The organism is Sphingobium sp., assembly GCF_041987595.1.
In the GTDB taxonomy this organism is placed as follows: domain Bacteria; phylum Pseudomonadota; class Alphaproteobacteria; order Sphingomonadales; family Sphingomonadaceae; genus Sphingobium.
Genome location: NZ_JBHIWJ010000032.1, coordinates 1 through 25,353, shown reverse-complemented (window position 1 = coordinate 25,353; position 25,353 = coordinate 1). Strand labels below are relative to the sequence as shown.

Genomic DNA, 25,353 nt, shown 5'->3' with positions numbered 1-25,353 from the left:
GTTGCATCTGACGCGCTTTCGATCGTTCAGACATAGTATTTAACAATAGCGCTGCGCCGCAGCAAAAACGCCTCCTTATCCTTCATGCCAAGGCCGGTCTCCCCCTGACTGGCCAGGACACAAGAAGGATGCAGTGACATGAACGAGCTAATCGGTCGCGTCTTCAGCTTCGAAAGCCAGGTCTTTCCGAACCAGAGCGCGCTCTACAACCGCCTCGCCAGCGACGGCCAGAGCCCCAAGGCGCTGATGATCTCCTGCGCGGATTCGCGTATCGTGCCCGAGCATATCATGCAGGCCGATCCCGGCGACCTGTTCGTCTGTCGCAATGCGGGCAATATCGTACCGCCGCATGCGACCCAGAATGGCGGCGTCACGTCGACCGTGGAATATGCGGTGATGGTGCTGGGCGTGCGCGACATCATCGTCTGCGGCCATAGCGACTGCGGCGCGATGAAGGCGCTGTCGACCAATGCCGATCTCACCGCGATGCCCAACGTCGCCGCCTGGCTGCGGCACAGCCATGCCGCGCAGAAGGTCTGCCGCGAAAGCTATCCCGATGATCTGAGCGATGCTGAAAAGCTGCGCAACATGGCGCTCGAAAACGTCGTGGTGCAACTTGCCCATCTTCGCACCCACCCTTCGGTGGCGTCGGGCATCGCGCGCGGCGAGATTGCGCTGCACGGCTGGTATGTCGACATTCATGCGGGTCAGGTCCTGGGTCTGGACGGCGAAACCGGCCGTTTCCTTCCCCTTCGCGAAGGCCAGCCGCTGCCTGTCGCGCTGCCGCACGCCAAGCGCCTGGCCGCTGACGTCGCCTACGCTCAGGCCGCGGAGTAATCCGCATGCTAAAGGCATTTTCCGGCGGCACCTTCAGCCGCGACTTCACGGCATCCATCGTCGTCTTCCTCGTGGCGATGCCGCTGTGCATGGGTATTGCCATCGCCTCCGGCGTGCCGCCGGAAAAGGGCCTGATCACCGGCATGATCGGTGGTCTGATCGTTGGCCTGCTGGCGGGCTCGCCGCTTCAGGTGAGCGGCCCGGCGGCGGGTCTGGCGGTCATCGTCTTCGAAATCGTGCAGAAACAGGGACTGTCCGCCCTGGGGCCGATCCTGATCCTTGCCGGTGCGATTCAGGTGATCGCAGGCCTGTTGCGGGTCGGCGGCTGGTTCCGCGCCATTTCTCCGGCAGTGGTGCATGGCATGCTGGCAGGCATTGGCGTGCTGATCGTCGTTGGTCAGTTCCATGTCCTGTTCGACGACAAGCCGCTGTCGAGCGGCCTTGCCAATCTGGTCGCCATGCCGGGGCAGATTTTCGGCCTCAGCAATCAGGATGCCGCGACCGCTTTTGCCGTGGGCCTTCTTACCATCGGCGGCATGCTGGGGTGGGAGAAAATCCGTCCGGCGTCGCTGAAGCTGGTGCCGGGCGCGCTGGTCGGCGTGGTGCTGGCGACGCTGGCGGCCTTCGTGCTCAGCCTTCCGGTGGCGCGCGTCGTGGTGCCGGAATCGATCATCTCGGCGATTTCTCTGCCGGAACAGGGTCTGCTTGCGCAGCTCATGAATCCGACGATCATCACCACCGCCATCGCCATCGCCTTCATTGCGAGCGCGGAAACCCTGCTGTCGGCGGCGGCGGTCGACCGCATGCATGACGGGGTTCGCACCAATTACAACCGCGAACTGAGCGCCCAGGGCATCGGCAACCTGCTCTGCGGCGTTGCGGGGGCCCTGCCGATGACCGGCGTGATCGTCCGCAGCTCGGCCAACGTGCAGGCGGGGGCCAAGACCCGTCTGTCGACCATCCTGCACGGCATCTGGATTCTGGGCTTCGTTGCCCTGCTGCCCTGGCTGTTGCGGGAAATCCCGATGGCCGCGCTGGCGGGCATCCTCGTCGTGACCGGCGTCCGCCTCGTCAGCGTCGATCATGTGAAGCATCTTTTCCACCGCTATGGTCCGCTTCCGGCGGTGGTGTGGGCGGCGACGCTGATCTGCGTCGTAGCGACCGACCTGCTGACCGGCGTTCTGGTTGGCATCGGCCTGTCGCTGCTGGAAATGCTGCCTCATGCCCGCCGCCTGCGGCTCGGCATGGAGGAGGAAAGCCGCGAGGACGCGCATGAAGTTGCGCTGCACGGCACCGCGACCTTCCTCAGCCTGCCCAAACTCTCGGCCAAGCTGGAATCGGTTCCCGCAGGTCGCCTCGTCATCCTGAATGTCGAGCGGCTGGGCCATATCGACCATACCTGCGCCGAAATGGTGCGCGAATGGGTCGACCGCCGGCGGGGCGCCGGGGCAGAGGTCGAACTGTTCGGGGCCACCGGCCGGATGCGCCACCTGGTCGCCTGATCTTCACCCCCTTACCGGGCGACAGGAGAGCCGCCGCGTCATGACTGTGACGCGGCGGCTTTTTAACAATCTGTCTTGAACCAGAAATCAAATAGAAACATTTAGAGCCATAAAAGAAAATAATCGTGCTTCTGGTGGCACAGATTGAAGATTAGCTTCGCATGTGCGGAAAAATCCGTTTCCCTAACGTCCTTGCGGGAATAGTCTGGGGTCAATTCGCCGGTATCGAAGACGAACGAAAGTGCAGATCTTTGAACTTGGCGGACGCAGGACGGAACATTCTTACCTAAAGGGGAATGTTCATGAAGTATCAGATTGCCTGTGCCGCGCTTGCGCTGCTTTCCAGCGCCCCGGCTTTCGCTCAGGAGGAGCCCGCAGGCCCGATCACCGTTTCCGGCAGCGTTGCGCTGGTGTCCGACTATCGGTTCCGCGGCGTGTCGCAGTCCGACAGGGCCATGGCCGTTCAGGGCGGCGTGACCGTCACCCATGAAAGCGGCGCCTATGTCGGCACCTGGGCTTCGAATCTTGCGGGCTGGGGCCAGTTCGGCGGCGCCAATATGGAACTGGACCTGTTCGCGGGTTATGCGATCCCGGTGGGCGGCGCGACGCTGGACGTCGGCCTGACCTGGTATATGTATCCTTCGGGCGCGGACATCACCGACTTTGCCGAACCCTATGTCAAGCTGTCGAGCCAGCTGGGTCCGGTCAAGGGTCTGGTCGGCGTCGCCTACGCTCCCAAGCAGGAAGCGCTGGGCAACTGGTGCAGCGATGCGGCCTGCACCATCTTCAATCCGGGCGACAAGGAAGACAATCTCTACGTCTGGGGCGACATCAGCGGCGCCGTGCCCAACACGCCCGTCACGCTGAAGGCGCATCTGGGCTGGTCGAACGGCAATCCCGGCCTTGGCCCCAACGGCACCTCGATCGCCCCGACCGGCAAATATCTCGACTGGCTGGTGGGCGCTGACGTCGCCATTCCCGGCACGCCGCTGACGCTGGGCGTCGCCTATGTCGACACCGACATTGCGCGGGTCGAGGAAAATTATCTGCGCCCGAACTTCATGGTTCAGGACGCCGACAATTTCGGCAAGTCGATTGCGCGCAGCCAGGTGGTCTTCTCCCTTTCGGCCGCCTTCTGACGCGCTGCATGCCGGGCCTTTGCACAAGGCCCGGCATGACAAAAATTTCTGCAAGGGGGCAGCCGCTTATCCTGCCCGTGACAAATTGTTGCTGAATTGCCTGTGCCTTGTTGCTGTGGCAACGTGCGGTTGACCCTCCAACCGGCCAGACCTATCTCCTTCTCCATGCGCCAAATTCTTTGCTTTCCGGCATGACCGCCCCGACCATCATTCTGGTAGAGGATGACCCGCCGCTCCGCACGCTGACCGCGCGGGCCCTGCAGGAACATGGCTATCAGGTCCGTCCGGCCTCGTCCGGTCCCGAAATGTGGGTTGCCTTCGATGCCGGCCCGGTCGATCTCGTCGTTCTCGACGTCATGCTGCCCGGCACCAACGGCATTGATCTTTGCCGTCAGATCCGGCGCAAGAGCGATGTGCCCATCATCTTCATCAGCGCGAAGGGCAGCGAGACGGATCGCATCGTCGGGCTGGAACTGGGCGCGGACGATTATCTCCCCAAACCCTTCGGCACGCGCGAACTGATCGCCCGCATCCGCGCCATCCTCCGCCGCGTCGGCGTGGAGCGCGGCCCGGACGAGCATCGCGAAAACGAGGCCCGTTTCGACGGCTGGATCGTCAACTTCCCCCGCCGCGAACTGCGTTCGCCCACCGGCGCGATCGTCGAACTGACCGGCGCGGAGTTCGATCTGCTCGGCTCCTTCCTCAGCCACCCGCAGCGCGTCATCGCCCGCGAACGGCTGATCGAGCTGTCCCGTACCCGCATGGGCGACAGCAGTGACCGCAGCATCGACGTCCTCGTGAGTCGCCTGCGCCGCAAACTGTCGACCGACGACCGCGCCGCGCCGATTACAACCGTTCGCGGCGTCGGCTATATGTTCAATGCGGAGGTCAGCCGCGCTTGAGACGGCATGTCAGTCTGGTCGGGCAGATTTTCGCGATCCTGCTGCTGACCCTGACTCTGGAATTCGCCGTCGGCACGCTGGTCTATGAGCGGGCCACCCAGCTCTCGCTCCAGGATGACGAGGCCCGACGGTTGGCCGAGCATCTGGTCATCGCCCGCAAGCTCCTGACCGAGCAACCGCCGGACGAGCGGCATGCCCTGTCGCTGCAACTGACCACCGATCGATACGACGTCCACTGGACCCCGGCTTCGCCGCCGCCGCCGCCTCTGGCGCCGGAGCTTGAGCGGATGCGCCGCCAGATCATCAACTGGGAACCGACGCTGGAGCAGTCGGGTCTCTGGCTGCGGCTGGCCGCGCCGGGGCGCGTTTCCGAAATCAATGGCGGGATGCGGCTGGCGGACGGCAGCTGGCTCTATTTCGGCATGCGGCATAGCGGCGGCAAATGGACCTTCACCCTGGGCCGCATGGGGCTGGCGCTGATCCCGGTGCTGGCGCTGCTGATCGTCGGGGGCCTCCTGATCCGCCGGACGCTGGCGCCGCTGCGCGACCTTACCAGAGCGACCGAGCGCATCGGCCTTGGCGATGAAGTCATGGTGGAGGAGGGCGGCTCCAATGACGTGCGCAACCTGATCCGTGCCTTCAATGCGATGCAAAAGCGCATCCACCGCCTGATCACCGAACGGACCGAGACGTTGGCGGCGGTGGGCCATGACCTGCGCACGCCGCTCGCCCGGCTGCAGTTGCGGCTCGAAAACCTTCCCGACAATGATGCGCGGGAGGCGATCGAAAGCGATCTGGAGGAAATGGGCGAGATGATCGACTCGCTGCTCGCTTTTCTGGGCGGCGAGAAAAATGGCGAGCCGCCGGTGCGAACCGATCTGGCGGTACTGGTGGCCACGGTGGTCGACGCCTTTCAGGATCATGGCAAGCCGGTCGACTATGCCGGGCCGGATCATCTGGAAATGATGCTGCGCTCGCTGCCGCTGCGTCGGGCTGTCGTCAATCTGATCGAAAATGCGCTGCATTATGGTGGCCGCGCCCGCGTGACGCTGGAGCGCAAGGACGCGGAAGTGCTGATCCGGGTCGACGATGACGGCCCCGGTATTCCCCGCGACAAGCTGGACGAGGTCCTGAAGCCTTTCGCCCGACTGGACGAGGCGCGGCAACGCAATACCCGCGGCCTGGGGTTGGGGCTGGCCATCGTGGCCCGCGCCGTCGAGCAGGAAGGGGGACAACTGACCCTTGCCAATCGGCCTGAAGGGGGACTGCGGGCGGAAATCTGCCTGTATCCCCCGATGGATGCGTCCCGACGCTGACAAAGAGAATCTGCACACCCCCAAGCAAAACTCGTTTACCGCCCGCTGCCCTGCGGCGCTATGCCATGTGCCGGTTCGAAAAGAGGCATATATGACGGCAGAAGGCGAAAGCGACATCGCTCCGGAATATTGGGACATCGACCGGCTGGCAGCCGAACTGGGCATGGTTCGGCGGCGCTGGCGGCAGGCGCAGGATCATCATGCCGAATATGGCGCGGAGGGCTTTCCTTCCCGCGCCTCGCTGACCAAAATCATGGCGGCGCTCTGCGGCGCGCTGTTTCCGTTGCGTCTTGGCCCGAGTTTCGTGCGTCTGCATAACGAGGATGTCTATGTCGCGCAGACGCTGCAAACCGTTCTCAGCCGCCTGTATGGGCAAATCCGCCTCGAACTGATCTATGCGCTGAGGGGCGAGCCGATCGCGAGGGTGGATCAGGAAGCAACGCGCATCATCGGCGCCTTTGCCCAGAGCCTGCCGTCGCTGCGCGAACTGCTCGACAGCGATGTGGAAGCCGCCTTCCTGGGCGATCCGGCGGCGCGCAGCGTGGACGAAGTGCTGATCTGCTACCCGTCCATGATGGCGATCACCCATCATCGTCTGGCCCACCGGCTGTATCAGCTGGGCGCGCCGCTGGTGGCGCGGATCATCTCGGAAATCGCGCATGGCAGCACCGGGATCGACATCCATCCCGGCGCGAAGATCGGTCGCAGCTTCTTCATCGATCATGGCACCGGGGTCGTCATCGGCGAAACCGCGATCGTGGGCGACCGGGTGCGGATCTATCAGGGCGTGACGCTGGGCGCGCGCAGCTTCCCGGCAGATGAGCGGGGGCGGCTGGAAAAGGCCCTGCCGCGCCATCCCATCATCGAGGATGACGTCGTGATCTATGCCGGCGCGACCATTTTGGGCCGCATCATCATCGGCAGCCGGTCGGTGATCGGCGGCAATGTCTGGCTGACCGACAGCGTGCCTGCCGACAGCAATGTCCGTCAGGCCAAGGCCCATTATGAGGTCACCAGCCGGGTCGAGGTCTCCGCGCCCCATCGCGTTCACGCGCTGATGGACGAAGGGCGCGACGGGATCGCGGAGAATATCTGAGGCGCGATTATTGCGCCGGGCAGCTGTCTCCGTCGCCTGCGACGAGATCAAGGCAGCGGCCGTCAATCTCATTCTTCGGCACCGGCAGGTGGATCAGCGCCGCCAGCGTCGGCAGGATGTCGACCGTCTCGACGCCCAGCGGCTGTTCGAAATGGGCCAGCCCCTTGCGCCAGAACAGGATCGGCACGCGGCGATCCGTGTCCCACGGACTGCCATGGGTGGCGACATAGCCCATCACCGCCTGTTCGGGGATCGACATGACGCGTGGTTTCAGCAGCAGCAGCAGATCGCCCGACCGCTGCGGATCGAAGCTGGCCCGCGCCTCCTGGAGCAGCGACCAGCTTTCCGGGGGGCCAGAGGGGGAGGGCGTTGCGGCGATTTCCGCCTTGGTGAAAACGGTCTGCACCTGGCGGTGGGCGCGCAGCAGGGCGAGGGTTGCCGCTTCCACTCGGGCGCGCTGGGCGGTGGTCAGGCTGGGGTCGAAATAAAGATCGCCCGCCGGGCCATCGCCCCAGATCAGCTTCTTGCCCGTGATGCCGGTCTTTTCCGCGATTGCCGCCGACAGCGCCTTGGGCGTCAGCGCCATGTCGACGCGCTGCTCCATCGGCATGGCGTTGAGACGGTGCCGCTCGGGCAGGTCGTGGCCGCCATGATCGGCGGTCAGCATCACCACATAATCCAGCCCATCCTTGTCCAGCCGGTCGAAGAAGGCGCCCAGCTCGCGGTCGAGCCGGTCGACCTGAATGCAGCTTTCCGTCCCTTCGGTGCCGTAGGTGTGACCGATATAGTCGGTTGCCGACAGGCCGATGGAGAGGATGTCGGTCTGCGCCTGCCTGCCCAGCGCCATTGTTTCGACCGCGGCGGCAGCGAAGGCCAGGGTCATCGCATCCTGTTCGGGCGAGACGCGAAAGCCCTTGAAATCGCCTGCCTCACGGGCAAAGCGGCCCGTGCCGACCGTCATGTTGCCCGCCTTGACCGGAAAATCCCTGGCCGCGCATTGCGGGGGCAGCTCAAAGCCCGGATTGGGCTGGGCGAGGCGCTCGGCCAAGACTTCATTGACCTTGGCCACCAGAGGCGGCGTCGCCACGCCCCTGTAGCTGACATAGCCGTTCGGCCCGCCCAGCCACCAGACCTGATCCGCGTTCGGGCCGCCCATCATGATCGCCGCGCGGTCCTTGCCCGCAATGGACACGACGCGGGTCGCGGGATTGGCGTTCTTCATCCGTCCGCCCAGCGTGGGCACCTTCAGATGGACGGGCGAGGCGACATAATTGCCGCTGCTGCTGCCCGGCTGGCTTTCGTCCTCGGCGCAATAGATCGACTTGTCGGCGCGGGCAGCGCCGAGATCGAACCAGTTATTGGCGATGATGCCGGTGCGCGAAGGGCGGCTGCCGGTCAGGATGGTGCTGTGGCCGGGGCAGGTTTCCGTAGCGGCATGGCTCTGATAGCCGCGCGGGAACACGATGCCCTGTTCGGTGAGCCGCTTGAGGCCGCCCACATAATATTGCCGATATTCGCTAAACAGATCGGCCGAGAACTGGTCGACGGAGATGGCCACGATCAGCTTGGGCGGTATCGTGGACGTGGACGTGGGGGCGGGAGCGGGGGCAGCCGCCGGGGCCTGGGCCAGTGCGGGCGCTGCGCTGGCAAGAAGCAGGGCAGCAGCGACTTTTTTCAACATGAACCGGATACCTTCTGATGCCTTGACGGCGGATGCATCGGGACCTAGCCCCCTTGCATTCACGCGACCAGAGGCCCGATGCGGATTTTTCATGTCCTTCTGATGACAGCGCTTTTCCTGCTCGCGCCGACGGCGGCGCGGGCGCAGGGGGCGTTCGGTCAGGGCGCCCCGCATATTGCGGCGGCGCTCGTCGCGGAAAGCGCCGACCCGCAACCGGGCAAGAGCATGACCATCGCCTTTTCCATGACGCCGCAAACGGGCTGGCACGGCTATTGGGAAAATCCGGGCGATGCGGGTCTTGGGATGACGGTCAAATGGACGTTGCCCAAAGGCGTGACCATCGGCGCGCTGCGTTATCCGGTGCCCCAAACGCTCGTCATTTCGGGCCTGATGAACCATGTCTATGAAGGTCCATATGGCGTTCTGGCGACGCTGAACGTCGCGCCCGATACTGCGGCGGGCACGAAGCTGCCGCTCATGGTACGGGCAGACTGGCTGGCCTGCACGGACAAGGTGTGCGTACCGGAAGGCGCGACGCTGAGGCTGGATCTGGTCGCGGGCGAGGGTGCGATCCTGCCATCGGCGCGGGCGCAGTTCGACGATTGGCGCCGTCATCTGCCCCGCCCTCTGGGCAGCGAGGCGCAGTATGCGATCGCGGACGGCCGTCTGCGCCTGTCCGTTCCCTTTCCCGCGGGCGCCAGGGCGGCGGACGTTCATCTCTTCCCGCTGAAAGACGGCATCGCCCGCTATGCCGCCCCGCAGCGCATCACGCGGGAGGGCGACCGCCTGCTGATCGAAACGGAAGCGGCGCAGGGCTTCGGGTCCGGCCCGATGCAGGCCGTCCTGCGCACCGGCGATCATGTCGGCTTTCTGCTGACGGCAAGGGCCGGCGCCGTTCCGGCCGCCCGTTCCGTCACGCTCCGGACCGCTCTGCTTGCGCTGGGAGGCGCGTTGCTGGGCGGCCTGCTGCTCAACATCATGCCCTGCGTCTTTCCGATCCTCGGCCTCAAGGCGATGAAGCTCGCCCGGGCGGGCGGGGATGAGCATGCCGTTCGCCGTGAAGCACTGGCCTATGGCTTGGGCATCGTGCTGACCTGCCTTGCGCTGGGCGGTCTGCTGCTGGCCCTGCGGGCAGCGGGGGCGGCGGTCGGCTGGGCGTTCCAGTTGCAGGACCCCCGCATCATCCTGTTCCTGTTGCTGCTGGTCACCGCGATCACGCTCAACCTTGCGGGTCTGTTCGAACTTGGCGCCTTTGGCGGCGGTGAAAAGCTGGTGGGCAAGGGCGGCGCAACCGGCGCCTTCTGGACCGGCGTGCTTGTGGCCTTCGTCGCGACGCCCTGCACCGGTCCCTTCATGGGGGCGGCCATGGGCGCGGCGCTCATCCTGCCGCTGCCCGCCGCGTTGTGCGTGTTTGCCGGACTGGGCCTTGGCCTTGCCCTGCCTTTTCTCGCGCTTGCCTATCTGCCCGCGCTCCGCACCCGTCTGCCCCGGCCCGGTCCTTGGATGCGCCGCTTCCAGCAGCTGCTCGCCATTCCCATGGCCCTGACTGCGTTCGGCCTGCTTTGGCTGCTTGGCCAGCAGCGCGGCGGCGCTGCCATGGCGATCGGGGTCGCGGGGGCGATCGTCCTCGGACTGCTGCTCTGGTGGCTGGGCCAGCGCCAATATCATGGCAAACGTGGCGGCATTGCCGTCGCCTGCGCTGCGCTGGCGCTTTTTGCAGGCGCTGCCGCTGCACTGCCTGCCCGTGCACCCGCTTTTGCGGCCCCGGCGGAGGGCATTGCTTTCGAGGAGGCGCGTCTTGCCAGCCTGCGTGCCGCGAACAAGCCGGTTTTCCTCTACTTCACGGCTGATTGGTGCCTGACCTGCAAAGCCAATGAAGCCGCCGCCATCAATCGCAGCGAAACCCGGGCCGCCTTCAAAAAGGCCGGCGTCACGGTCATGATCGGCGACTGGACCAATGCCGACCCCGCCATCACCCGCTTCCTCGAAGCGCACGGGCGATCGGGCGTGCCGCTCTATCTCTGGTACGCCCCCGGCAGGGATGCGCGGACATTGCCCCAGATCCTGACCCCTTCGACTCTCGCGGATCTGGTGCGCTGATGGCCAAGGTTCGTGCCGACCAGCTGCTCGTCGACAATGGCCTGGCCGAAAGCCGCGCCCGTGCGCAGGCGCTCATCCTTGCGGGTCTGGTGTTTCTGGGCGACAGGAAGATTGAAAAGGCCGGTCAGCAGGTTGCCCCCGATGCCGAGCTGGAGGTGAAGGGGCGGGACCATCCCTGGGTTTCCCGCGGCGGCATCAAGCTCGCCCACGCGCTGGAGCATTTTCATATCGACGTGACCGGCACCGTCGCCATCGATGTCGGCAGCTCGACCGGGGGGTTCACCGACGTTCTGCTGACCCATGGGGCGGCGCGGGTCTATGCGGTCGACAGCGGCACCAACCAGCTTGCCTGGAAGCTGCGCTCCGACCCCCGCGTCATCGTCCATGAACAGACCAGCGCGCGCATCCTGACCGCCGACCATATCCCTGAGATGGTGGATATCATCGTCTGCGACGCCAGCTTCATTTCGCTTGCCAAGGTGTTGGACCGGCCCATGAGTTTTGCCCGCCCCGGTGCGGGGCTGGTGGCCCTCATCAAGCCCCAGTTCGAGGCGGGGCGCGAGGAAGTGGGGAAGGGTGGCGTCGTCCGTGATCCCGCAATCCATGAACGCGTGTGCGAAGAGGTCAAGAACTGGGCGATTTCCAAGGGTTGGCGGGTGGAAGGCGTCATCGCCAGCCCGATCACGGGACCGCAGGGCAATGTGGAGTTTCTCCTCTACGCAATATTTGGCGGATAATCTCCCGGCATTCGTTTCGCCGCTATAGTTACAATATGCGACAAATGACCATTTGTGTCGCTTGCAAAGGCCTATTAGCCCATTCCCATGCGCACGCTTCTGACCCTTTTCGTGATTGCGCTCAGCCTGTCTGCCTGCGGGGGCGAGAAGGAAAAGAAAGCGCGTGCCGCTGCGCTGGTGTCGGCGGCCCCGATTGCGACCGAGAGCTTTACCGATAATCTGGATGCCGTCGGAACGGCCTTCGCCAATGAGCAGGTGGTGCTGTCTGCTCCGGTTACCGAGCGCATCACGTCGCTCAATTTCAGTGACGGGGGCTTTGTCAGCCGCGGGCAGGTGATCGCGACGCTCGCAGTGGGACAGGAGAAGGCTGAATTCGCCGCGGCGCAGGCGCAGGCGCTCGCCGCGCAGCAACAGCTGGAGCGTATCCAGGCGCTCAAGCAACGCGGCTTTGCCACTTCTGCAAGCCTTGAAAGCCAGGTCGCGCTGGCCCGTTCCGCCCGCGCCGCTGCGCAGCAGGCCAGCGCCTCGATCGGCGACCGGATCATCCGCGCGCCCTTCGGCGGATGGGTCAGTCTGCGCACGGTTTCGCCGGGCGCCATCGTGACCGCGGGCACGCCCATCGCCACGGTCAGCGACATTTCGCGGATCAAGCTGGACTTCACCGTCCCTGAAACCCGGCTGTCGCTGATCCATGAAGGACAGCCGATCAAGGCCGTGTCGGCCGCCTGGCCCGATCGACCTTTCAGCGGTACCATCACCACCATCGATCCGGTGATCGATCCGGCCACCCGCGCGGTCAGGGTGCGGGCGATACTGCCCAACACCGACCGCGCATTGAAGCCGGGCATGTTGCTGACCGTCAATGTCATCGCCAGACAGCGGCGGTCGCTGGCAGTGCCCGAACTTGCCGTGGTCGGCGATGGGGAGGAGCGCTTCCTCTTTCTGGTGCAGGACGGCAAGGCGAAGCGGGTGAAGGTTGACACTGGCGTGCGTCAGAACGGACGCGTGGAGATATTGGGCGGTGTGAGGGCAGGTCAGACCGTGGTCACCGACGGCGTCGTCAAGCTGACCGACGGCGTCCCCGTGCGCCTGCCCGGCGACGCGCCGGAAGCCAGGAGCGCCAAAGCCGCCCAGGCCGCGGGCTGACGGCGCCATGCAGCTTTCCGATCTTTCCGTCCGCCGTCCGGTTTTCGCGGCTGTCGTCGCCGTGCTGCTCTGCATCGTGGGAGTGGTGGGTTGGCTCAGCCTCTCCGTGCGGGAATATCCGGATACCGATCCGCCGATCGTTTCGGTCGAAACCAGCTATACCGGCGCGGCCGCCGCCGTGGTCGAAACCCGCATCACCCAGATCATCGAGGATGCGGTGGCGGGGGTGCAGGGCATACAGACGATCACGTCGACGTCGCGCGACGGGACATCCGCGATCAGCATCGAATTCGATCCCTCCCGCGACATCGATTCGGCCGCCAACGACGTGCGAGACCGGGTGGGCGCGGTGACGGAGGATCTGCCGGAGGACGCCTTTGCGCCTGAAATCCGCAAGGTCGACGCTGACGCCCGCTCGATCCTGTTCATCACCTTTACCAAGCCGGGATGGACGCCCACGCAGATCGCCGATTATCTGGACCGCAACGTGCTGGATCGCTTTTCCGCGATCGATGGCGTCGCCCGTGTCACCGGCGGCAGCGATGAACGGCCATCGACCCGCATCTGGCTGAACGCGGAAAGGCTGGCGGCCTTCGGCATCACGCCCGGCGACGTTGAAAATGCCCTGCGTGCGCAGAATGTGGAGCTGCCTGCGGGCCGTTTCGAATCGCGGGATCAGAACCAGACGCTGCGCGTCGAACGCGCCTTTTCCACCCCCGACCAGTTCGGGCAACTGGTCATCGGGCGCGGGGCAGACGGCTATCAGGTAAAACTGGGCGATGTGGCGCGGATCGAGCAGGGCCCCGAAAATCCTTACACCAGCTTCCGCTCCAACGGCGTGACCGGCATCGGCGTCGGCATCATTCGCCAGTCGGGCGCGAACACGCTGGACGTCGCGGAAAAGGCCAAGGCGCTGATCGAGGAGCTGCGGCCCACGCTCCCGGCGGGGATGCAGGTCAATATCGGCTCGGACGAATCGCTGTTCATCAGCCGGGCCATCGACAATGTCTATGACACGCTGGCCGAGGCGGCGATTCTGGTGATCGCCGTCATCTTCCTGTTTCTGGGGTCGCTCCGCGCCACCATAATCCCTTCCGTCACGGTCCCGATCTGCCTGCTGGCGACGTGCGCGGTGATGTGGTTGCTGGGCCTGTCGATCAACCTGCTGACGCTGCTGGCCTTCGTGCTGGCCATCGGTCTGGTCGTGGACGACGCCATCGTCGTGCTCGAAAATGTCTATCATCGCATCGAACAGGGGGAGGACCCGCTGCTGGCCGCCTATCTGGGCACGCGGCAGGTCGGCTTTGCGATCATTTCCACCACGCTGGTCGTGTGCGCCGTGTTCGTGCCGGTGATGTTCCTTGCCGGGCAGACGGGCCTGCTGTTCCGTGAACTCGCCATTGCGATGATCGCTGCCATTGCCTTTTCGGGCTTCATCTCGCTCAGCCTTGCCCCCATGCTCTGTTCAAAGCTGCTGCGTCATTCCAGGCGGTCCTGGCTGTCGCGCTGGGTCGATGACCGTTTCCAGAGGCTGGAGGGCGCCTATGGCCGGTTGCTCGACCGGGTTCTGACCAGACCCGCCGTTGCATTGATCGTCGTCGCGATCTTTCTGGCCGCATCGGCGGGGGTCTTCATGACGCTGCCGACCGAACTGGCGCCGGCCGAGGATACCGGCGTGGTCGACGGGCAGGTCACGGCTCCTGAAGGCACCGGCTTCGACCGGATGAAAGCCTATATGCAAAAGATCGAGGCCGATCTTCAGCCCTTGCGCGACGATGGTTCGCTCAAGGTGCTGAACGTCCGCGCGCCTGCCGGTTTCAGCGGCAGCGACGATTTCAACGGCGGCAATATCATCGCCTTTCTGCGGCCATGGGAGGACCGGTCGATCACCACGGCGCAGGTTGCCGACGCCATCAACAGGGTGATCGCCGCCCAGCCCGGCGTGCGCGGAAACGTCGCGCCGCGTTCGGGGCTGGGGCGGGGGCGCGGGTTGCCGGTCAATCTGGTGCTGGCCGGATCGACCTATGAAGGGCTGGTCGCCGCCCGGGACCGCATCATGGCGGCGGCGGCAGGCAATCCCGGCCTCATCAACCTCGACAGCGATTACAAGGAAACCAAGCCGCAGATGCGGATCGAGGTCGATCAGCAGCGCGCGGGCGATCTGGGCGTGTCGGCGAACGACATCAGCCAGGCTTTGCAGACCCTGCTCGGTTCGCGCCGCGTGACCACCTATGTCGACCGGGGCGAAGAATATCGGGTGCTTGTGCAGGCCGAACGCGAAGGCCGCCAGACCCGAACGGATCTGGAGCGCATCAACGTGCGCAGCCGCACCGGCGCGCTGGTGCCCCTGTCGGCGGTGGTCACGGTGCGGGAAGTGGCCGGGCCGCGCCAGCTCAACCGCTACAACAAGCTCCGCGCCATCACGCTCACCGCTGCGCTCGCTCCGGGCTATTCGCTGGGCGAGGCGCTCAGTTTCCTTGAAGATCAGGCGCGCCAGTCGCCCGAGGTCGTCGCCATCGGCTATCGCGGCGAAAGCCAGTCGCTGCGGGAGACCGGCGGTGCGATCTGGCTGGTCTTCGGCCTGACGATCCTGATCGTCTATCTGCTGCTCGCTGCCCAGTTCGAAAGCTTCATCCACCCCGGGGTCATCATCGCCACGGTGCCGCTGGCCGTGGCCGGCGGCGTCATCGGGCTTGGGCTGACGGGTGGATCGGTCAACCTCTACAGCCAGATCGGCATCGTCATGCTGGTGGGACTTGCCGCGAAGAACGGCATATTGATCGTCGAGTTCGCCAATCAGCTGCGCGACGAAGGACTGGAGATCGGGCAGGCCATTCGTCAGGCCGCTACCCGTCGCCTGCGCCCCATCCTGATGACCTCCATCGCAACCGTCATCGGCGCCGTGCCGTTGGTCATTCGCGGCGGGGCAGGGGCGGCCGCCCGTCACAGCATCGGTGTGGTGGTTGTGTCGGGCGTCAGCCTTGCGACGCTGATTACGCTGTTCCTCATCCCCATCTTCTATTCGCGGGTTGCAGGACGAACCGTTTCACCGCAAACCGTCAGTCGGCGGCTTGACTCGGCCTTGAAGGATTCGCCCGAAGCCGCTGAATAAATCGTGGAGCTTCGTTGCCGATGAACGAGATTGCGTCTCCGGGTCAATTACGCCTCGCCTATCTGCGCTGGGCACTGGTTACTGTGCCTGCGATTGTTTTCCTTGGCTTTCTTTCAGGCAGGCTGGCCAATAGTGGCTATGGCAACCGCTGGTTCGCGGCGCTGGCCAAACCGGACATCATCCCGCCCGGATGGGCCTTTGGCGTCGCCTGGACGATCCTCTACATATTGATGGCGCTGGCCTTGGCGATGGTGCTCCATGCGCGCGGCGCGCGGGGAAGGGGTCTCGCCATCGCGGCTTTCCTGATCCAGCTGGCGCTCAACCTGATCTGGTCGCCTCTTTTCTTCCGCGCGCACCAGGTCGACAACGCGCTCATCCTGATCGGGGCGCTGGCTGTCCTCGTCGCCGTCACGACCCTGCTTTTCTGGCGCGTTCGCCGGGCTGCCGGTCTTTTGCTGCTGCCCTATCTGTGCTGGCTGGCCTTTGCATCCTACCTCAACTATGAGATCGGCCGCCTCAATCCGGACGCGGAAAGCCTTGGCAAACCCGCTCTCCAGACCCAGATATGATTTTTGGCGCCAACCATGGCGCCGCACGGAAGGACGAAGCATCATGCAGAGCGAAAACCGCTTTTTCGACGACCTCGCCAAGCTGGTGAACGGTGCGGCCGGCACGGTCGCGGGCATGAGCCGCGAGTTCGAAACCAATGCCCGTGAAAAGGCCAAGCAGTGGATCGGCGGCATGGATTTCGTCAGCCGCGATGAATTTGACGCGGTGAAGGCGCTGGCCGCTGCCGCCCGGGAGGAAGTGGAACTGCTGAAGGCGCGCCTCGACGCGCTGGAGGGTAAGGCGCCCGAGCCGGTCAAGAAAAGCGTCCGCACCAAATCTGCGGATTCGGAATAAGCGGCTGCTTTTCCTGAGCATCCCTGGTTGTCCACGCGTTTTTCCGCGGGTTGCGCTTTCCTCCCGATCGGAAAATGCTCTAAGGCGAGCGGATGATGGACAGCGACGAATTTGAAAATGGCGGTCAGGAAGCCGCGCCGATCGACATGCTGGCCGCCTATTTTGAGGCGCATGGCTGGAGCTTCGATCAGGTGGGCGAGGACGAAATCGTCGCGAGCACTCAGGGGTCCTGGGCGCAATATGAGCTGCGCGGCATCTGGCGTGACGAGGATCAGGTGCTTCAGCTCCTCGCCCTGCCCGATATCCGCGTGAATGATGACAAGCGCAGTGCGATCTATGAAACGCTGGGCCTGATCAACGAACAGCTTTGGCTGGGCCATTTCGAGCTCTGGTCATCGAGCGGCATCATTCTGTTTCGCCACGGCGCGCTGCTGGGCGCGGGCGGCACGCTGACGCTGGATCAGGCGCAGATCCTGATCGAAACCGCTATCGACGAGTGCGAACGCTTCTATCCGGTGTTCCAGTTCGTCCTCTGGGGCGGCAAGACACCCACCGAAGCCATTTCCGCGAGCCTGATCGAAACCCGCGGCGAAGCCTGAGATGTTTCCTGAGTTGATTGATGACCGATATTTTCCCTGAACATCTGTTTCTCGTCGGCTGCGGTAATATGGCGGGGCAGATGCTGGCCCGGTGGCTTGGCTGCGGCCTTGATCCTGACAAGGTCACCGTTCTGCGGCCAAGCGGCAAGCCGGTGACTGACGGCGTTCGCGTGGTGACGGACTATCCCGCGTCCCTTCCGGGTCGGACGACCGTTTTGCTGGGCATGAAGCCCTATCAGTTGGGCGATGTCGCAGCCTTGCTCGCGCCGATCTGCCATGCGGGAACCCGCATCCTTTCGATCCTTGCCGGGACGCCGCTGGCTGACCTCAAGGCTTGTTTCCCGAATGCCGGAGAGGTGGTCCGCGCCATGCCCAACCTGCCGGTCGGCATAGGAGAGGGCGTAACCGCGCTGCACGCCGATGCGGCTCTCCCGGCCGACGCGCGGGCCGAGATCAGCGCCCTTGTTGCGCCTCTGGGACTGGCGGAATGGATTGCCGATGAAGGGCAGTTCAATGAAGTCACCGCGCTTTCCGGCTGCGGTCCGGCGTTCCTGTTCCGCTTTATCGACGCCTTTGCCCGCGCCGGTGAAGCGCTGGGCCTGCCCGCCGACCAGTCGGCCCGCATGGCGCTCGCGACGGTGCGCGGCTCGGCCAGCATGGCCGCCCGGGCGAGCGAAAGCCCGGCCGTCCTTGCCGATCGGGTTGCCAGCCCCGGCGGCATGACGCGGCAGGGGCTGAACGTGCTGGACGCTGATGACCGGCTGCTGAAGCTGCTGACCGACACTCTTGTCGCAGCCCGCGACCGCGGAGAGGAGATGGCGAAAGGTCGGTAGGCCGAAGGGTTCCCGCCCCAGGCGAAATGCCTTAAAGGGCGGCGCACCCCCCTTCGGAGTCCCGATATGTTGCCCGCTGAAACGCCCATCCTCCTGCTCACCACCGGCGGGACCATCGACAAAATCTATTTCGATGCCTTGTCGGACTATCAGGTGGGCGAAACGGTGGTGGCGAAGCTGCTCGACATCGCCCGCGTCAAGCGGCCTTTCCGGATCGAGGAAGTGGTGCGCAAGGACAGTCTGGAACTGGATGATGCCGACCGCGGGCTGATCCGCAACCGGGTCGCCGCAGCACCGGAGAAGCACATCATCATCACCCATGGCACCGATACGATGACGGAAACGGCGAAGCTGCTTGCCGCCATTCCCGGCAAGACGGTGGTGTTGGTGGGCGCGCTTGCTCCCGCCCGCTTTGGGGAAAGCGACGCGAGCTTCAATCTGGGAATGGCCTTCGCAACCGTGCAGGTCGCGGAGCCGGGCGTCTATATCACGATGAGCGGCTCGGTCTTTCGCGCCGACAGGGTCGTGAAGGACCGGACCAAGGGCGCTTTCGTCCCCGTTGAAGATTAAGCGCTTCGTCCCGTCACGGCCCGCCTGCTTGCAAGGCCCATCATTGCAAAGCCCACGATCGAAGCGATGATGTTCGCCCCGGCGGCGCCGATCGTGCCGTAGATGGGCAGCAGCGCCGCCTGCATCGCCAGCAGCAGCGCAGTGGAAATGAAGGTGATCCGCAGTGCCAGAGTGGCGCGATCAGTCGCCATCAGCAACGGCCGGTAGCTGACGCCGACCAGATCGATGCAGGAGGATACGCCCAGCAGCACAAGCAGCGGATAGCCGGGCAGGAAGGCCTCGCCCGCGATCAGGCCCAGCAGCGGATGGCCGATGGTCAGGATCAGCGCGACGATCACGGCGCCGGCGATCAGCGCCAGGCGGTTCGTGCGCCGGAACAGGGTGCCCAGCGCCTCGGCCCCGTGACTGCTGTGGGTGCGGCTGAGTTCCACGAAGATGCTGCGGGACAGCAGGCTTGAAATCTTGGTCAGCGAATTGGCGAGCTGATTGGCGAGGCGATAGAGACCTGCGCCCACCGGACCCACGAAGAGGCCGACGACCAGCACCGCCACCTGCTGTCCAACGGAAGAGAGCGTGGTCTGTAGATTGGTGGCGGTCAGAAAGCCGACGATTCCCGGATTTTCCACGCGCGCGTCCAGTGTCCTGCCAGCCCGCCAGCTTCCGAGCCTCTGACCCCCGACCCGCAGCGCCAGCCACCAGTAGCTGACCGCGCAAAGCAGTTCTGCGGCTCCCCATGCGATCAGGAAGCCGGTTACGTCCGGCATCGCCACCCAGGCAATCACGGCGCCGATCATCCGGCCCACCGGAATCATCGTTTCGGCAAAAGCACCCGAATCGAAGCGGTCGAACAACCGCAGCACGCCGGTTGGGCTGGACCGGATGGTGATCATCATCACCATGCAGAAAAGCCATGCCTGCAGGCCCATGGCCGGAGACAGTTCCATCAACGATCCGAAAGCAAGGATGATGAAGGCCGCGATCAGCCCCCCCGCGAGCGCCGACGCCAGATCGATGAGGATGCAGAAGCGCAACACCCGGTTGAGCGCGTCGTCATTGCCTGACGCCAGATGGGGCTGGCCGTATCGCACCACGATCTGCCAGCTGTCGAAGCTCACCAGCGTCTTGATGACGTTGGCCGCGCTCAACACCAGCGCGAAACGTCCGAAATCCGCGACGCCCAGCGTGCGCGTGACGATAGCGAGATAGACGAGGCTGAGGACTGCGCCCACGCCCTTGCCGCCCAGCAGCCAGCCGGTGTTCGCCAGAATGCGGGCAAAGCCGTCCTGAGCGCCACCCGATCCGCGCTTGCTCTTCACTTGGGGAACCGGCCTTTCGTTGCAACGCCGTTTGTCAGGCGCGGGCCTATCTAGGATGGGGCAGGGTGCGATGCAACATGCGCTATCCATTGCGGGATCTTTGCTTTAAAGCCGCGCGCCATGAGCATCACCAAAGCCATTATTCTTTCCGCAGGGCAGGGTTCACGCCTGCTGCCGCTCACCCGCGACGTGCCCAAATGCATGATCGATTTCAACGGCCGGACTCTCATCAGCTGGCAGATCGCCGCGCTGGTCGCCAATGGCGTGACCGACATCGTCGTCGTCACGGGCTTCCGCACGGAACGGGTGGAGGATCATGCGCTGCAACTCTATCGCGATACGGGCGCGCGCATACGCACGGTGTTCAATCCCTTCTTCCAGGTGGCGGACAATCTGGGCACCTGCTGGATCGTGCGGGAGGAGATGGATAGCGACTTCATCATCCTGAACGGCGACACGATCGTTTCGGACGAGATCGTCGGCAAACTGATCGCAGGCGCGCAGGACGCGATCACCGTGACCGTCGACGTCAAGCATGGCGATTATGATGATGACGACATGAAGGTGAACCGGGATGAGACCGGACGCCTCCATGCCATCGGCAAGCGTCTGCTGCCGCATGACACCAATGCGGAATCCATCGGCATGCTCGCGTTCAAGGGCGAAGGCCCGGCGATCTTCCGCAACCAGATCGACCAGATGATGCGCACCCCGGAGGGCGTAGAGCGCTGGTATCTGCGTGCTATCGACATCATCGCCAAGGGCAACCGGGTCGGCACGGTCTCGATCGAGGGACTGGACTGGCAGGAAGTGGACTTCCCGCAGGATGTCGAGGGGGCGAAGGCGCTCACCGCCCGCTGGCTGGCAGAGGGTCGCTACGCGAAATAAGGTTTCAGCCAGTCGGTCAGCGCGGCGATCTGCTCCGGCGAGAGCTTTGCGGCGCTGCTCAGGTCCGGCTGTCCCGGCCAACCGGCGTCGGTGGCCCCGACGCCTGCATGCTCCCGGCTGCCCTCATAGCGCGGCAGCACGTGGAAATGGACATGCGGGTCCACCATCATCAGCATCAGATAATTGATCTTCTGATAGCCGACGGTCTGCATGAGCGCGCTCTCGATGGCCTTTGTCACGCCTGCCAGTTCGGCATGGGCTTGCGGCGGCAAATCCCCGAAGGCCGTGGCCTCGGACTTTGCGGCGAGCACCAGCGAACCCAGAGTCGGTTGGGCCGGGCGCAGCAGCACCACCCAATGGTCGAATTCCGCTATCAGCGTTGCCGGAAAGCCGAATTTCTCGATGGTCGCGTTCATGCTCCTGCCTCCATCCAGCTGACGATGGGTCGCCCAGCGCGCTTCGCGCCATAGGCCTGCATCAGCCGCACGGCATGCACCAGCAGCGAGATCCCGGTCCACCACGCCAGCGCGATCAGGCCTATGTCCGGTCGTCCCGCCAGCAGCGCGACAAACAGGATCACCATATTGGGATTGCGTCGCGCGGTAATCAGCCGGAACCAGCTGTCGAAGCGGCCCCAGACATGGATATCCATGCCGAAATCCTTGATGAACAGGCCTTCGATCAGCCGTTGCAGCACATAGCCGGCAATCACCACCGCCATGACCAGTGCAAATGTCTGCGTCGAGAGCGCCAATCCCCAGGCCGACAGTCCCACGCCCCAGAAATACCACCAGAAGGGCGGGTGGATCAGGTCCACGCCATGGTCCGCGACATTGCCCCATTTGGACGAGGTGATGGTGCAGCGGGCGAGTTTCCCGTCCACCGTGTCCAGTACCATGAAGATGAAGCCGGCCAGCATTCCCGTCCAGTAAAGCCCTTGCGCAAAGAACCAGGTCGCAACCACGCAAAGCGCCGCGCCGATCGCCGTCACCATATTGGGCGTCATGCCGATCGAGGCGGCCAGCCGCGTCAGCCACAGCGCCAGTTCGGGCCAGAGATATTTGGTGAGCAGGTCCGTCACGCCCTTATAGGCGCCGAAATAGCTTTGCCGTTCAATGCCGCGTCGGGTCGCGGGGGTCAGTTCCCGGACGAAGGGCTGCTCCAGCTTGCGGAGCTGCCGGTTGTAGAGCTTCCGTCCGTCCGACAGATCGATCACATGCGCTGCGGTCAACGGGTCGCTGCCAGCGGGAATCTGCCCGACGATCGGCGTAGCCCCCCAGACGAAGACGGTGCCCGGGTTCGCCAGCACCTCCCGCAGCAGGAGCGGGTCGAAGACATAGCTCAGGTTGAACAGCAATTCATGGCCGTCCGCCAGGGTGCTGCCGTTCTTCGCGGAGCTTTCGGCCATGCGGCGGCATCGCTCGGCATTGGACATGCCCCAGATGCGGGTCGGGTTGTCGCCTGTCAGCCGGACTGGTCCCAGCGTGGTCGTAATGCTCTGCGTCACGCGCCTGCCGTCCCTTCGAATTCCCTGGCGAAATTCAGGATCAGGTCGGCCTGCCGCTCGGAAGCGAGTTTGGGGGATCGGTCAATGGAGTCGGACATGGCCGCTTCCTGAGCATCAACGAACCCGGCTTGCAAGCCTGATGCATGTTCCAATGCCTGCGGAAGCGCCCCGATATCCTCGATCACCTGCCCCAGCCGCCAATGGGCGAAGGCCTCATCGCCGCGCCAGTCGCGCTGGTCGAGATTGAGGAAGATGCAGGGGCGGGGGTGAAGCAGAAATTCATATATCTGGCTCGACGCATCGCCCAGATAGACGTCGGCGCTCATCGTATAGCTCATGTCGATCGAATGGCGGCTGCCCATATCCACGCGGATATGCGGCGCCTGGCTGAAGATCGGGGGCGTGCGCGCGGCAAGCTTGGCGTGGGGCGCGATGATGACGTTCCAGCCCTCCAGCGCCTCCAGCGCGGCCAGCACCTCCGGCCCATGGTTGATCCACGACGATAATTTCCCGTCGAAATGCGGGTTATACAGCAGCACCGGCAGCTCATTGTCGAAAAACCGCTGCCGCGGTGCCCGCAGTTCGAATTTGGCATAGCCCCCTACCGCGCAATTTTTCGGGGTGCAGAGGCCGCGTTCGATAAGGCGCCGCCGATCCTTTTCCCCTGCTACGAGGGTCAACTCGAAGGCGGCGTGGCGCGCCTTGTAGCCGCCCTCCCGGTCGCCCGCGCCATGCTTGATCTGCACCATGTGCGATGAAAAGCCGGGCATGCGGCGCAGCCAGCCGCTCGAAATCTCGGTCGTCACCAGAATGGGAAAGCGGCGGATCGACGCATGGTTCAGCATCAGCGTCAGAAGACGCGAAGGTTGGCGAAACAGCGAGTCGGGCACGAAGGGCGGTCGGCGCAGGCGGATGAGGTTCAGCGCGTCCTCGGAATCATAATCGGCAACCAGGTCGAGGATCATGCGGGAGGGCGACAGCACATGAACCTTCACGCCGACTCTTCGCGACAGCGCCAGCGCGGCGGGCAGCCAATGATAGATTTGATGGGCTTCGGTAATGGCCAGAAAAGCGATGTCTGTGCGCAACGGGCGGGTCTCCAGGCTGTGCCGCGCCCTAACGGCGAAGGCGGCATCAAATCAAGCAACCCGTCCTGGTGCTGCTCTTCCGTGCTGGACCTTTGCAGATTTTTTGTTATGCGCAACGCCGAACTGCTTAGACACATCCGAAGAGGCTTGACGAGCAATGGCCGAATTTGCGTTGCCCAAGAACAGCAAGATCAGCGCCAAGGGCGTTACCCACAAGGCGCCTGACGGGGCGACCAACGTCAAGAGCTTCAAGGTCTATCGCTATGATCCCGACTCCGGGCAGAACCCGCGCTACGACACGTTCGAGATCGATCTCGACAATTGCGGCCCGATGGTTCTGGACGCGCTGCTGAAGATCAAGAATGAATATGATCCGACGCTGACCTTCCGCCGTTCCTGCCGCGAGGGCATTTGCGGCTCCTGTTCGATGAACATGAACGGGCGTAACGGTCTGGCCTGCACCACCTCGATCGAGGAATGTTCGGGTAAGGAAGTGCGCGTCACGCCGCTGCCGCACATGGACGTGATCAAGGATCTGGTTCCTGATTTCACGCACTTTTACGCGCAGTACAATTCGATCAAGCCCTGGCTGCAAACCGTCAGCCCGGCACCGAGCGGCAAGGAGCGACTCCAGTCGCCTGCCGATCGTGAAAAGCTGGACGGCCTCTATGAGTGCATCCTGTGCGCCTGCTGCTCGACCAGCTGCCCGAGCTACTGGTGGAACAGCGACAAGTTCCTTGGTCCGGCCATCCTGCTGCAGGCCTATCGCTGGCTGGCCGACAGCCGCGACGAATATACCGGCGAGCGTCTGGATGAGCTGGAAGATCCCTTCCGCCTCTACCGCTGTCACACCATCATGAACTGCGCCAACGTCTGCCCCAAGGGTCTCAGCCCCGCCAAGGCGATCGCGGAAACCAAGAAGATGATGGTCGAACGACAGCTCTGACAAGGTGAGCGACACGGCAGGTCCTCTGAGCCGCGTGCCCGATGGGCCGTGGGCTGGCTGGCTGTCCTGGGCCGATCCCATGCCGGGCACGTTTCTCGATTCGGCGATCGGTCCCAGCTATTCCCGCAGCGATACGGCGGGCAAGGCGACGGTCATGCTGGAAAGCAGGTCGTCGCACGCCAATCGGCTGGGCGTGCTGCATGGCGGCTTTCTCGCCGGTTTCGCGGACCATGCCTATTTTGCAGGGTTGGCGGCGATGGGGCGGCCGGAACAGGCCGCGGCGGTGACCGTTGACCTTTCCATGCAATATTGTGGAGCGGGAAAGATTGGGCCGCATTTGCGGGCAGAAGTCGAATTGCTGCGGGAGACCGGGCGATTGATGTTCCTGCGCATGACGATCCTTCAGGATGAGAGCCTGATCGCGGCCTCGACGGCGACCGTGCGCAAGGCGCCCGAATCCAGGTGACGAGCGTAATCGCCCGATATGACGCGCTCGTCGCTGCGGGCGAGTTACGGGCCGATCCCGATCAGCGGACGGCGGCCGAACGGCTCGACCGCCTGCAGCAGGAGTTGGAAGCGACGCCGCCGCGCGGCTCCACGCTCTGGCGGCTGCTGCGCAAGGCGCCGGAACCGCCCCGCGGCCTCTATATGTGGGGCGGCGTCGGGCGCGGAAAATCGATGCTGATGGACCTGTTCTTCGACACGGTTCATGTCCAGCGCAAGAAGCGCGCCCATTTCCACGAATTCATGCTGGACGTGCATGCGCGCCTTGCCGAAGCGCGCAAGTCGGAAACGGGCGATCCCATCCCGCCGGTCGTCGATTCTCTGGCCGAGGAGGCGCGGCTGCTGTGTTTTGACGAGATGGTCGTCAACAACATGGCCGATGCCGCGATCATGTCGCGCCTGTTCACCGGCCTGCTGGAAAGGCGCGTGACGATCGTCACCACCTCCAACCGCGAGCCGGACGAACTTTACAAGAACGGTCTCAACCGTCAGCTTTTCCTGCCCTTCATCGATCTTATCAAGATCAGGCTCGACGTGATGACGCTGAACGGGCCGACCGATTACCGGCGCGATCGACTGGGCGATGCTGAACTGTGGCACGCGCCCAATGGTCCTGAGGCGACCAGGGCGC

24 protein-coding genes are annotated in these 25,353 nt (G+C 64.2%); 19 read left to right on the top strand and 5 right to left on the bottom strand.

Features of this window, described 5'->3' with window-relative positions:
* Positions 1-138: 138 nt before the first annotated feature.
* The 6 genes from ACFC3J_RS10415 to epsC all read left to right on the top strand — a co-directional run bounded on the left by ACFC3J_RS10415 (position 139) and on the right by epsC (position 6,792).
* The gene (locus tag ACFC3J_RS10415) at positions 139-837 is read left to right on the top strand and encodes a carbonic anhydrase (protein ID WP_375196101.1); all 699 of its coding nucleotides are present in this window, start codon (positions 139-141) and stop codon (positions 835-837) included.
* A gap of 5 nt (positions 838-842) precedes the next feature.
* Entirely contained in the window at positions 843-2,339 is a 1,497-nt protein-coding gene (locus ACFC3J_RS10410) for a SulP family inorganic anion transporter (RefSeq protein WP_375196100.1), read from the top strand.
* 296 nt (positions 2,340-2,635) lie between these two features.
* Positions 2,636-3,478, top strand: coding sequence for a TorF family putative porin (locus ACFC3J_RS10405; protein WP_375196099.1), 843 nt, complete (start codon positions 2,636-2,638; stop codon positions 3,476-3,478).
* Positions 3,479-3,669: 191 nt separating this feature from the next.
* The gene (locus tag ACFC3J_RS10400) at positions 3,670-4,380 is read left to right on the top strand and encodes a response regulator (protein ID WP_375196098.1); all 711 of its coding nucleotides are present in this window, start codon (positions 3,670-3,672) and stop codon (positions 4,378-4,380) included.
* A complete protein-coding gene (locus tag ACFC3J_RS10395; RefSeq protein WP_375196097.1) occupies positions 4,377-5,696 on the top strand; it encodes an ATP-binding protein in 1,320 nt (439 codons plus the stop codon). The genes ACFC3J_RS10400 and ACFC3J_RS10395 overlap by 4 nt, the downstream gene beginning before the upstream one ends.
* A 91-nt stretch (positions 5,697-5,787) precedes the next feature.
* On the top strand, positions 5,788-6,792 hold the full coding sequence (epsC, locus tag ACFC3J_RS10390; protein WP_375196096.1) for a serine O-acetyltransferase EpsC: 1,005 nt from the start codon (positions 5,788-5,790) through the stop codon (positions 6,790-6,792).
* 7 nt (positions 6,793-6,799) lie between these two features.
* Here epsC and ACFC3J_RS10385 read toward each other — a convergent pair whose 3' ends face one another.
* Positions 6,800-8,473, bottom strand: coding sequence for an alkaline phosphatase family protein (locus ACFC3J_RS10385; RefSeq protein WP_375196095.1), 1,674 nt, complete (start codon positions 8,471-8,473; stop codon positions 6,800-6,802).
* A 78-nt stretch (positions 8,474-8,551) separates the two neighbouring features.
* On the opposite strand from ACFC3J_RS10385, the gene ACFC3J_RS10380 reads away from it, so the two are divergent.
* From ACFC3J_RS10380 to ACFC3J_RS10340, 9 genes are all read left to right on the top strand, one after another.
* Positions 8,552-10,573, top strand: coding sequence for a protein-disulfide reductase DsbD family protein (locus tag ACFC3J_RS10380; RefSeq protein WP_375196094.1), 2,022 nt, complete (start codon positions 8,552-8,554; stop codon positions 10,571-10,573).
* The gene (locus ACFC3J_RS10375) at positions 10,573-11,310 is read left to right on the top strand and encodes a TlyA family RNA methyltransferase (RefSeq protein ID WP_375196093.1); all 738 of its coding nucleotides are present in this window, start codon (positions 10,573-10,575) and stop codon (positions 11,308-11,310) included. The genes ACFC3J_RS10380 and ACFC3J_RS10375 overlap by 1 nt, the downstream gene beginning before the upstream one ends.
* 87 nt (positions 11,311-11,397) lie before the next feature.
* A complete protein-coding gene (locus ACFC3J_RS10370) occupies positions 11,398-12,456 on the top strand; it encodes an efflux RND transporter periplasmic adaptor subunit (RefSeq protein WP_375196092.1) in 1,059 nt (352 codons plus the stop codon).
* Between the two features lie 7 nt (positions 12,457-12,463).
* The gene (locus ACFC3J_RS10365; protein WP_375196091.1) at positions 12,464-15,568 is read left to right on the top strand and encodes an efflux RND transporter permease subunit; all 3,105 of its coding nucleotides are present in this window, start codon (positions 12,464-12,466) and stop codon (positions 15,566-15,568) included.
* A 20-nt stretch (positions 15,569-15,588) separates the two neighbouring features.
* Positions 15,589-16,137 carry a TspO/MBR family protein gene (locus ACFC3J_RS10360; protein ID WP_375196090.1) on the top strand — a complete coding sequence of 183 codons (549 nt, stop codon included), beginning with the start codon at positions 15,589-15,591 and terminating at the stop codon, positions 16,135-16,137.
* Positions 16,138-16,180: 43 nt separating this feature from the next.
* Positions 16,181-16,471: an accessory factor UbiK family protein gene (locus ACFC3J_RS10355; RefSeq protein WP_375196089.1), complete on the top strand. Its 291-nt coding sequence runs from the start codon at positions 16,181-16,183 to the stop codon at positions 16,469-16,471.
* A 92-nt stretch (positions 16,472-16,563) separates the two neighbouring features.
* Positions 16,564-17,070, top strand: coding sequence for a YbjN domain-containing protein (locus ACFC3J_RS10350; protein ID WP_375196088.1), 507 nt, complete (start codon positions 16,564-16,566; stop codon positions 17,068-17,070).
* Between the two features lie 20 nt (positions 17,071-17,090).
* A complete protein-coding gene (locus ACFC3J_RS10345) occupies positions 17,091-17,903 on the top strand; it encodes a pyrroline-5-carboxylate reductase family protein (protein WP_375196087.1) in 813 nt (270 codons plus the stop codon).
* A 66-nt stretch (positions 17,904-17,969) separates the two neighbouring features.
* Entirely contained in the window at positions 17,970-18,473 is a 504-nt protein-coding gene (locus tag ACFC3J_RS10340; protein WP_375196086.1) for an asparaginase domain-containing protein, read from the top strand.
* Here ACFC3J_RS10340 and ACFC3J_RS10335 read toward each other — a convergent pair.
* Complete coding sequence (locus ACFC3J_RS10335; RefSeq protein WP_375196085.1) at positions 18,470-19,789, bottom strand: lipopolysaccharide biosynthesis protein; 1,320 nt, start codon at positions 19,787-19,789, stop codon at positions 18,470-18,472. The two genes, ACFC3J_RS10340 and ACFC3J_RS10335, sit on opposite strands and share 4 nt — an antisense overlap.
* A gap of 120 nt (positions 19,790-19,909) precedes the next feature.
* Here ACFC3J_RS10335 and ACFC3J_RS10330 point away from each other — a divergent pair, with 120 nt between their 5' ends.
* Complete coding sequence (locus ACFC3J_RS10330; protein ID WP_375196084.1) at positions 19,910-20,677, top strand: sugar phosphate nucleotidyltransferase; 768 nt, start codon at positions 19,910-19,912, stop codon at positions 20,675-20,677.
* Here ACFC3J_RS10330 and ACFC3J_RS10325 read toward each other — a convergent pair.
* The 3 genes from ACFC3J_RS10325 to ACFC3J_RS10315 are packed head-to-tail and all read right to left on the bottom strand — an operon-like array spanning position 20,665 to position 23,272.
* Positions 20,665-21,093, bottom strand: a complete 429-nt coding sequence (locus tag ACFC3J_RS10325) for an HIT family protein (RefSeq protein WP_375196083.1) — start codon at positions 21,091-21,093, stop codon at positions 20,665-20,667. The genes ACFC3J_RS10330 and ACFC3J_RS10325 overlap by 13 nt on opposite strands.
* On the bottom strand, positions 21,090-22,184 hold the full coding sequence (locus ACFC3J_RS10320) for a CDP-alcohol phosphatidyltransferase family protein (protein ID WP_375196082.1): 1,095 nt from the start codon (positions 22,182-22,184) through the stop codon (positions 21,090-21,092). The genes ACFC3J_RS10325 and ACFC3J_RS10320 overlap by 4 nt, the downstream gene beginning before the upstream one ends.
* A complete protein-coding gene (locus ACFC3J_RS10315) occupies positions 22,181-23,272 on the bottom strand; it encodes a glycosyl transferase (RefSeq protein ID WP_375196081.1) in 1,092 nt (363 codons plus the stop codon). Before ACFC3J_RS10315 ends, ACFC3J_RS10320 begins: the two co-directional genes overlap by 4 nt.
* A 157-nt stretch (positions 23,273-23,429) precedes the next feature.
* Between ACFC3J_RS10315 and ACFC3J_RS10310 the strand changes: the two genes are divergently transcribed.
* From ACFC3J_RS10310 to zapE, 3 genes are all read left to right on the top strand, one after another.
* Positions 23,430-24,218, top strand: a complete 789-nt coding sequence (locus ACFC3J_RS10310; protein WP_046764649.1) for a succinate dehydrogenase iron-sulfur subunit — start codon at positions 23,430-23,432, stop codon at positions 24,216-24,218.
* A gap of 34 nt (positions 24,219-24,252) precedes the next feature.
* Complete coding sequence (locus ACFC3J_RS10305) at positions 24,253-24,684, top strand: PaaI family thioesterase (RefSeq protein ID WP_375196121.1); 432 nt, start codon at positions 24,253-24,255, stop codon at positions 24,682-24,684.
* Positions 24,681-25,353 (top strand): cell division protein ZapE (gene zapE, locus ACFC3J_RS10300; protein ID WP_375196080.1); only part of this gene is annotated, 673 nt, incomplete at its 3' end. The genes ACFC3J_RS10305 and zapE, both read left to right, overlap by 4 nt.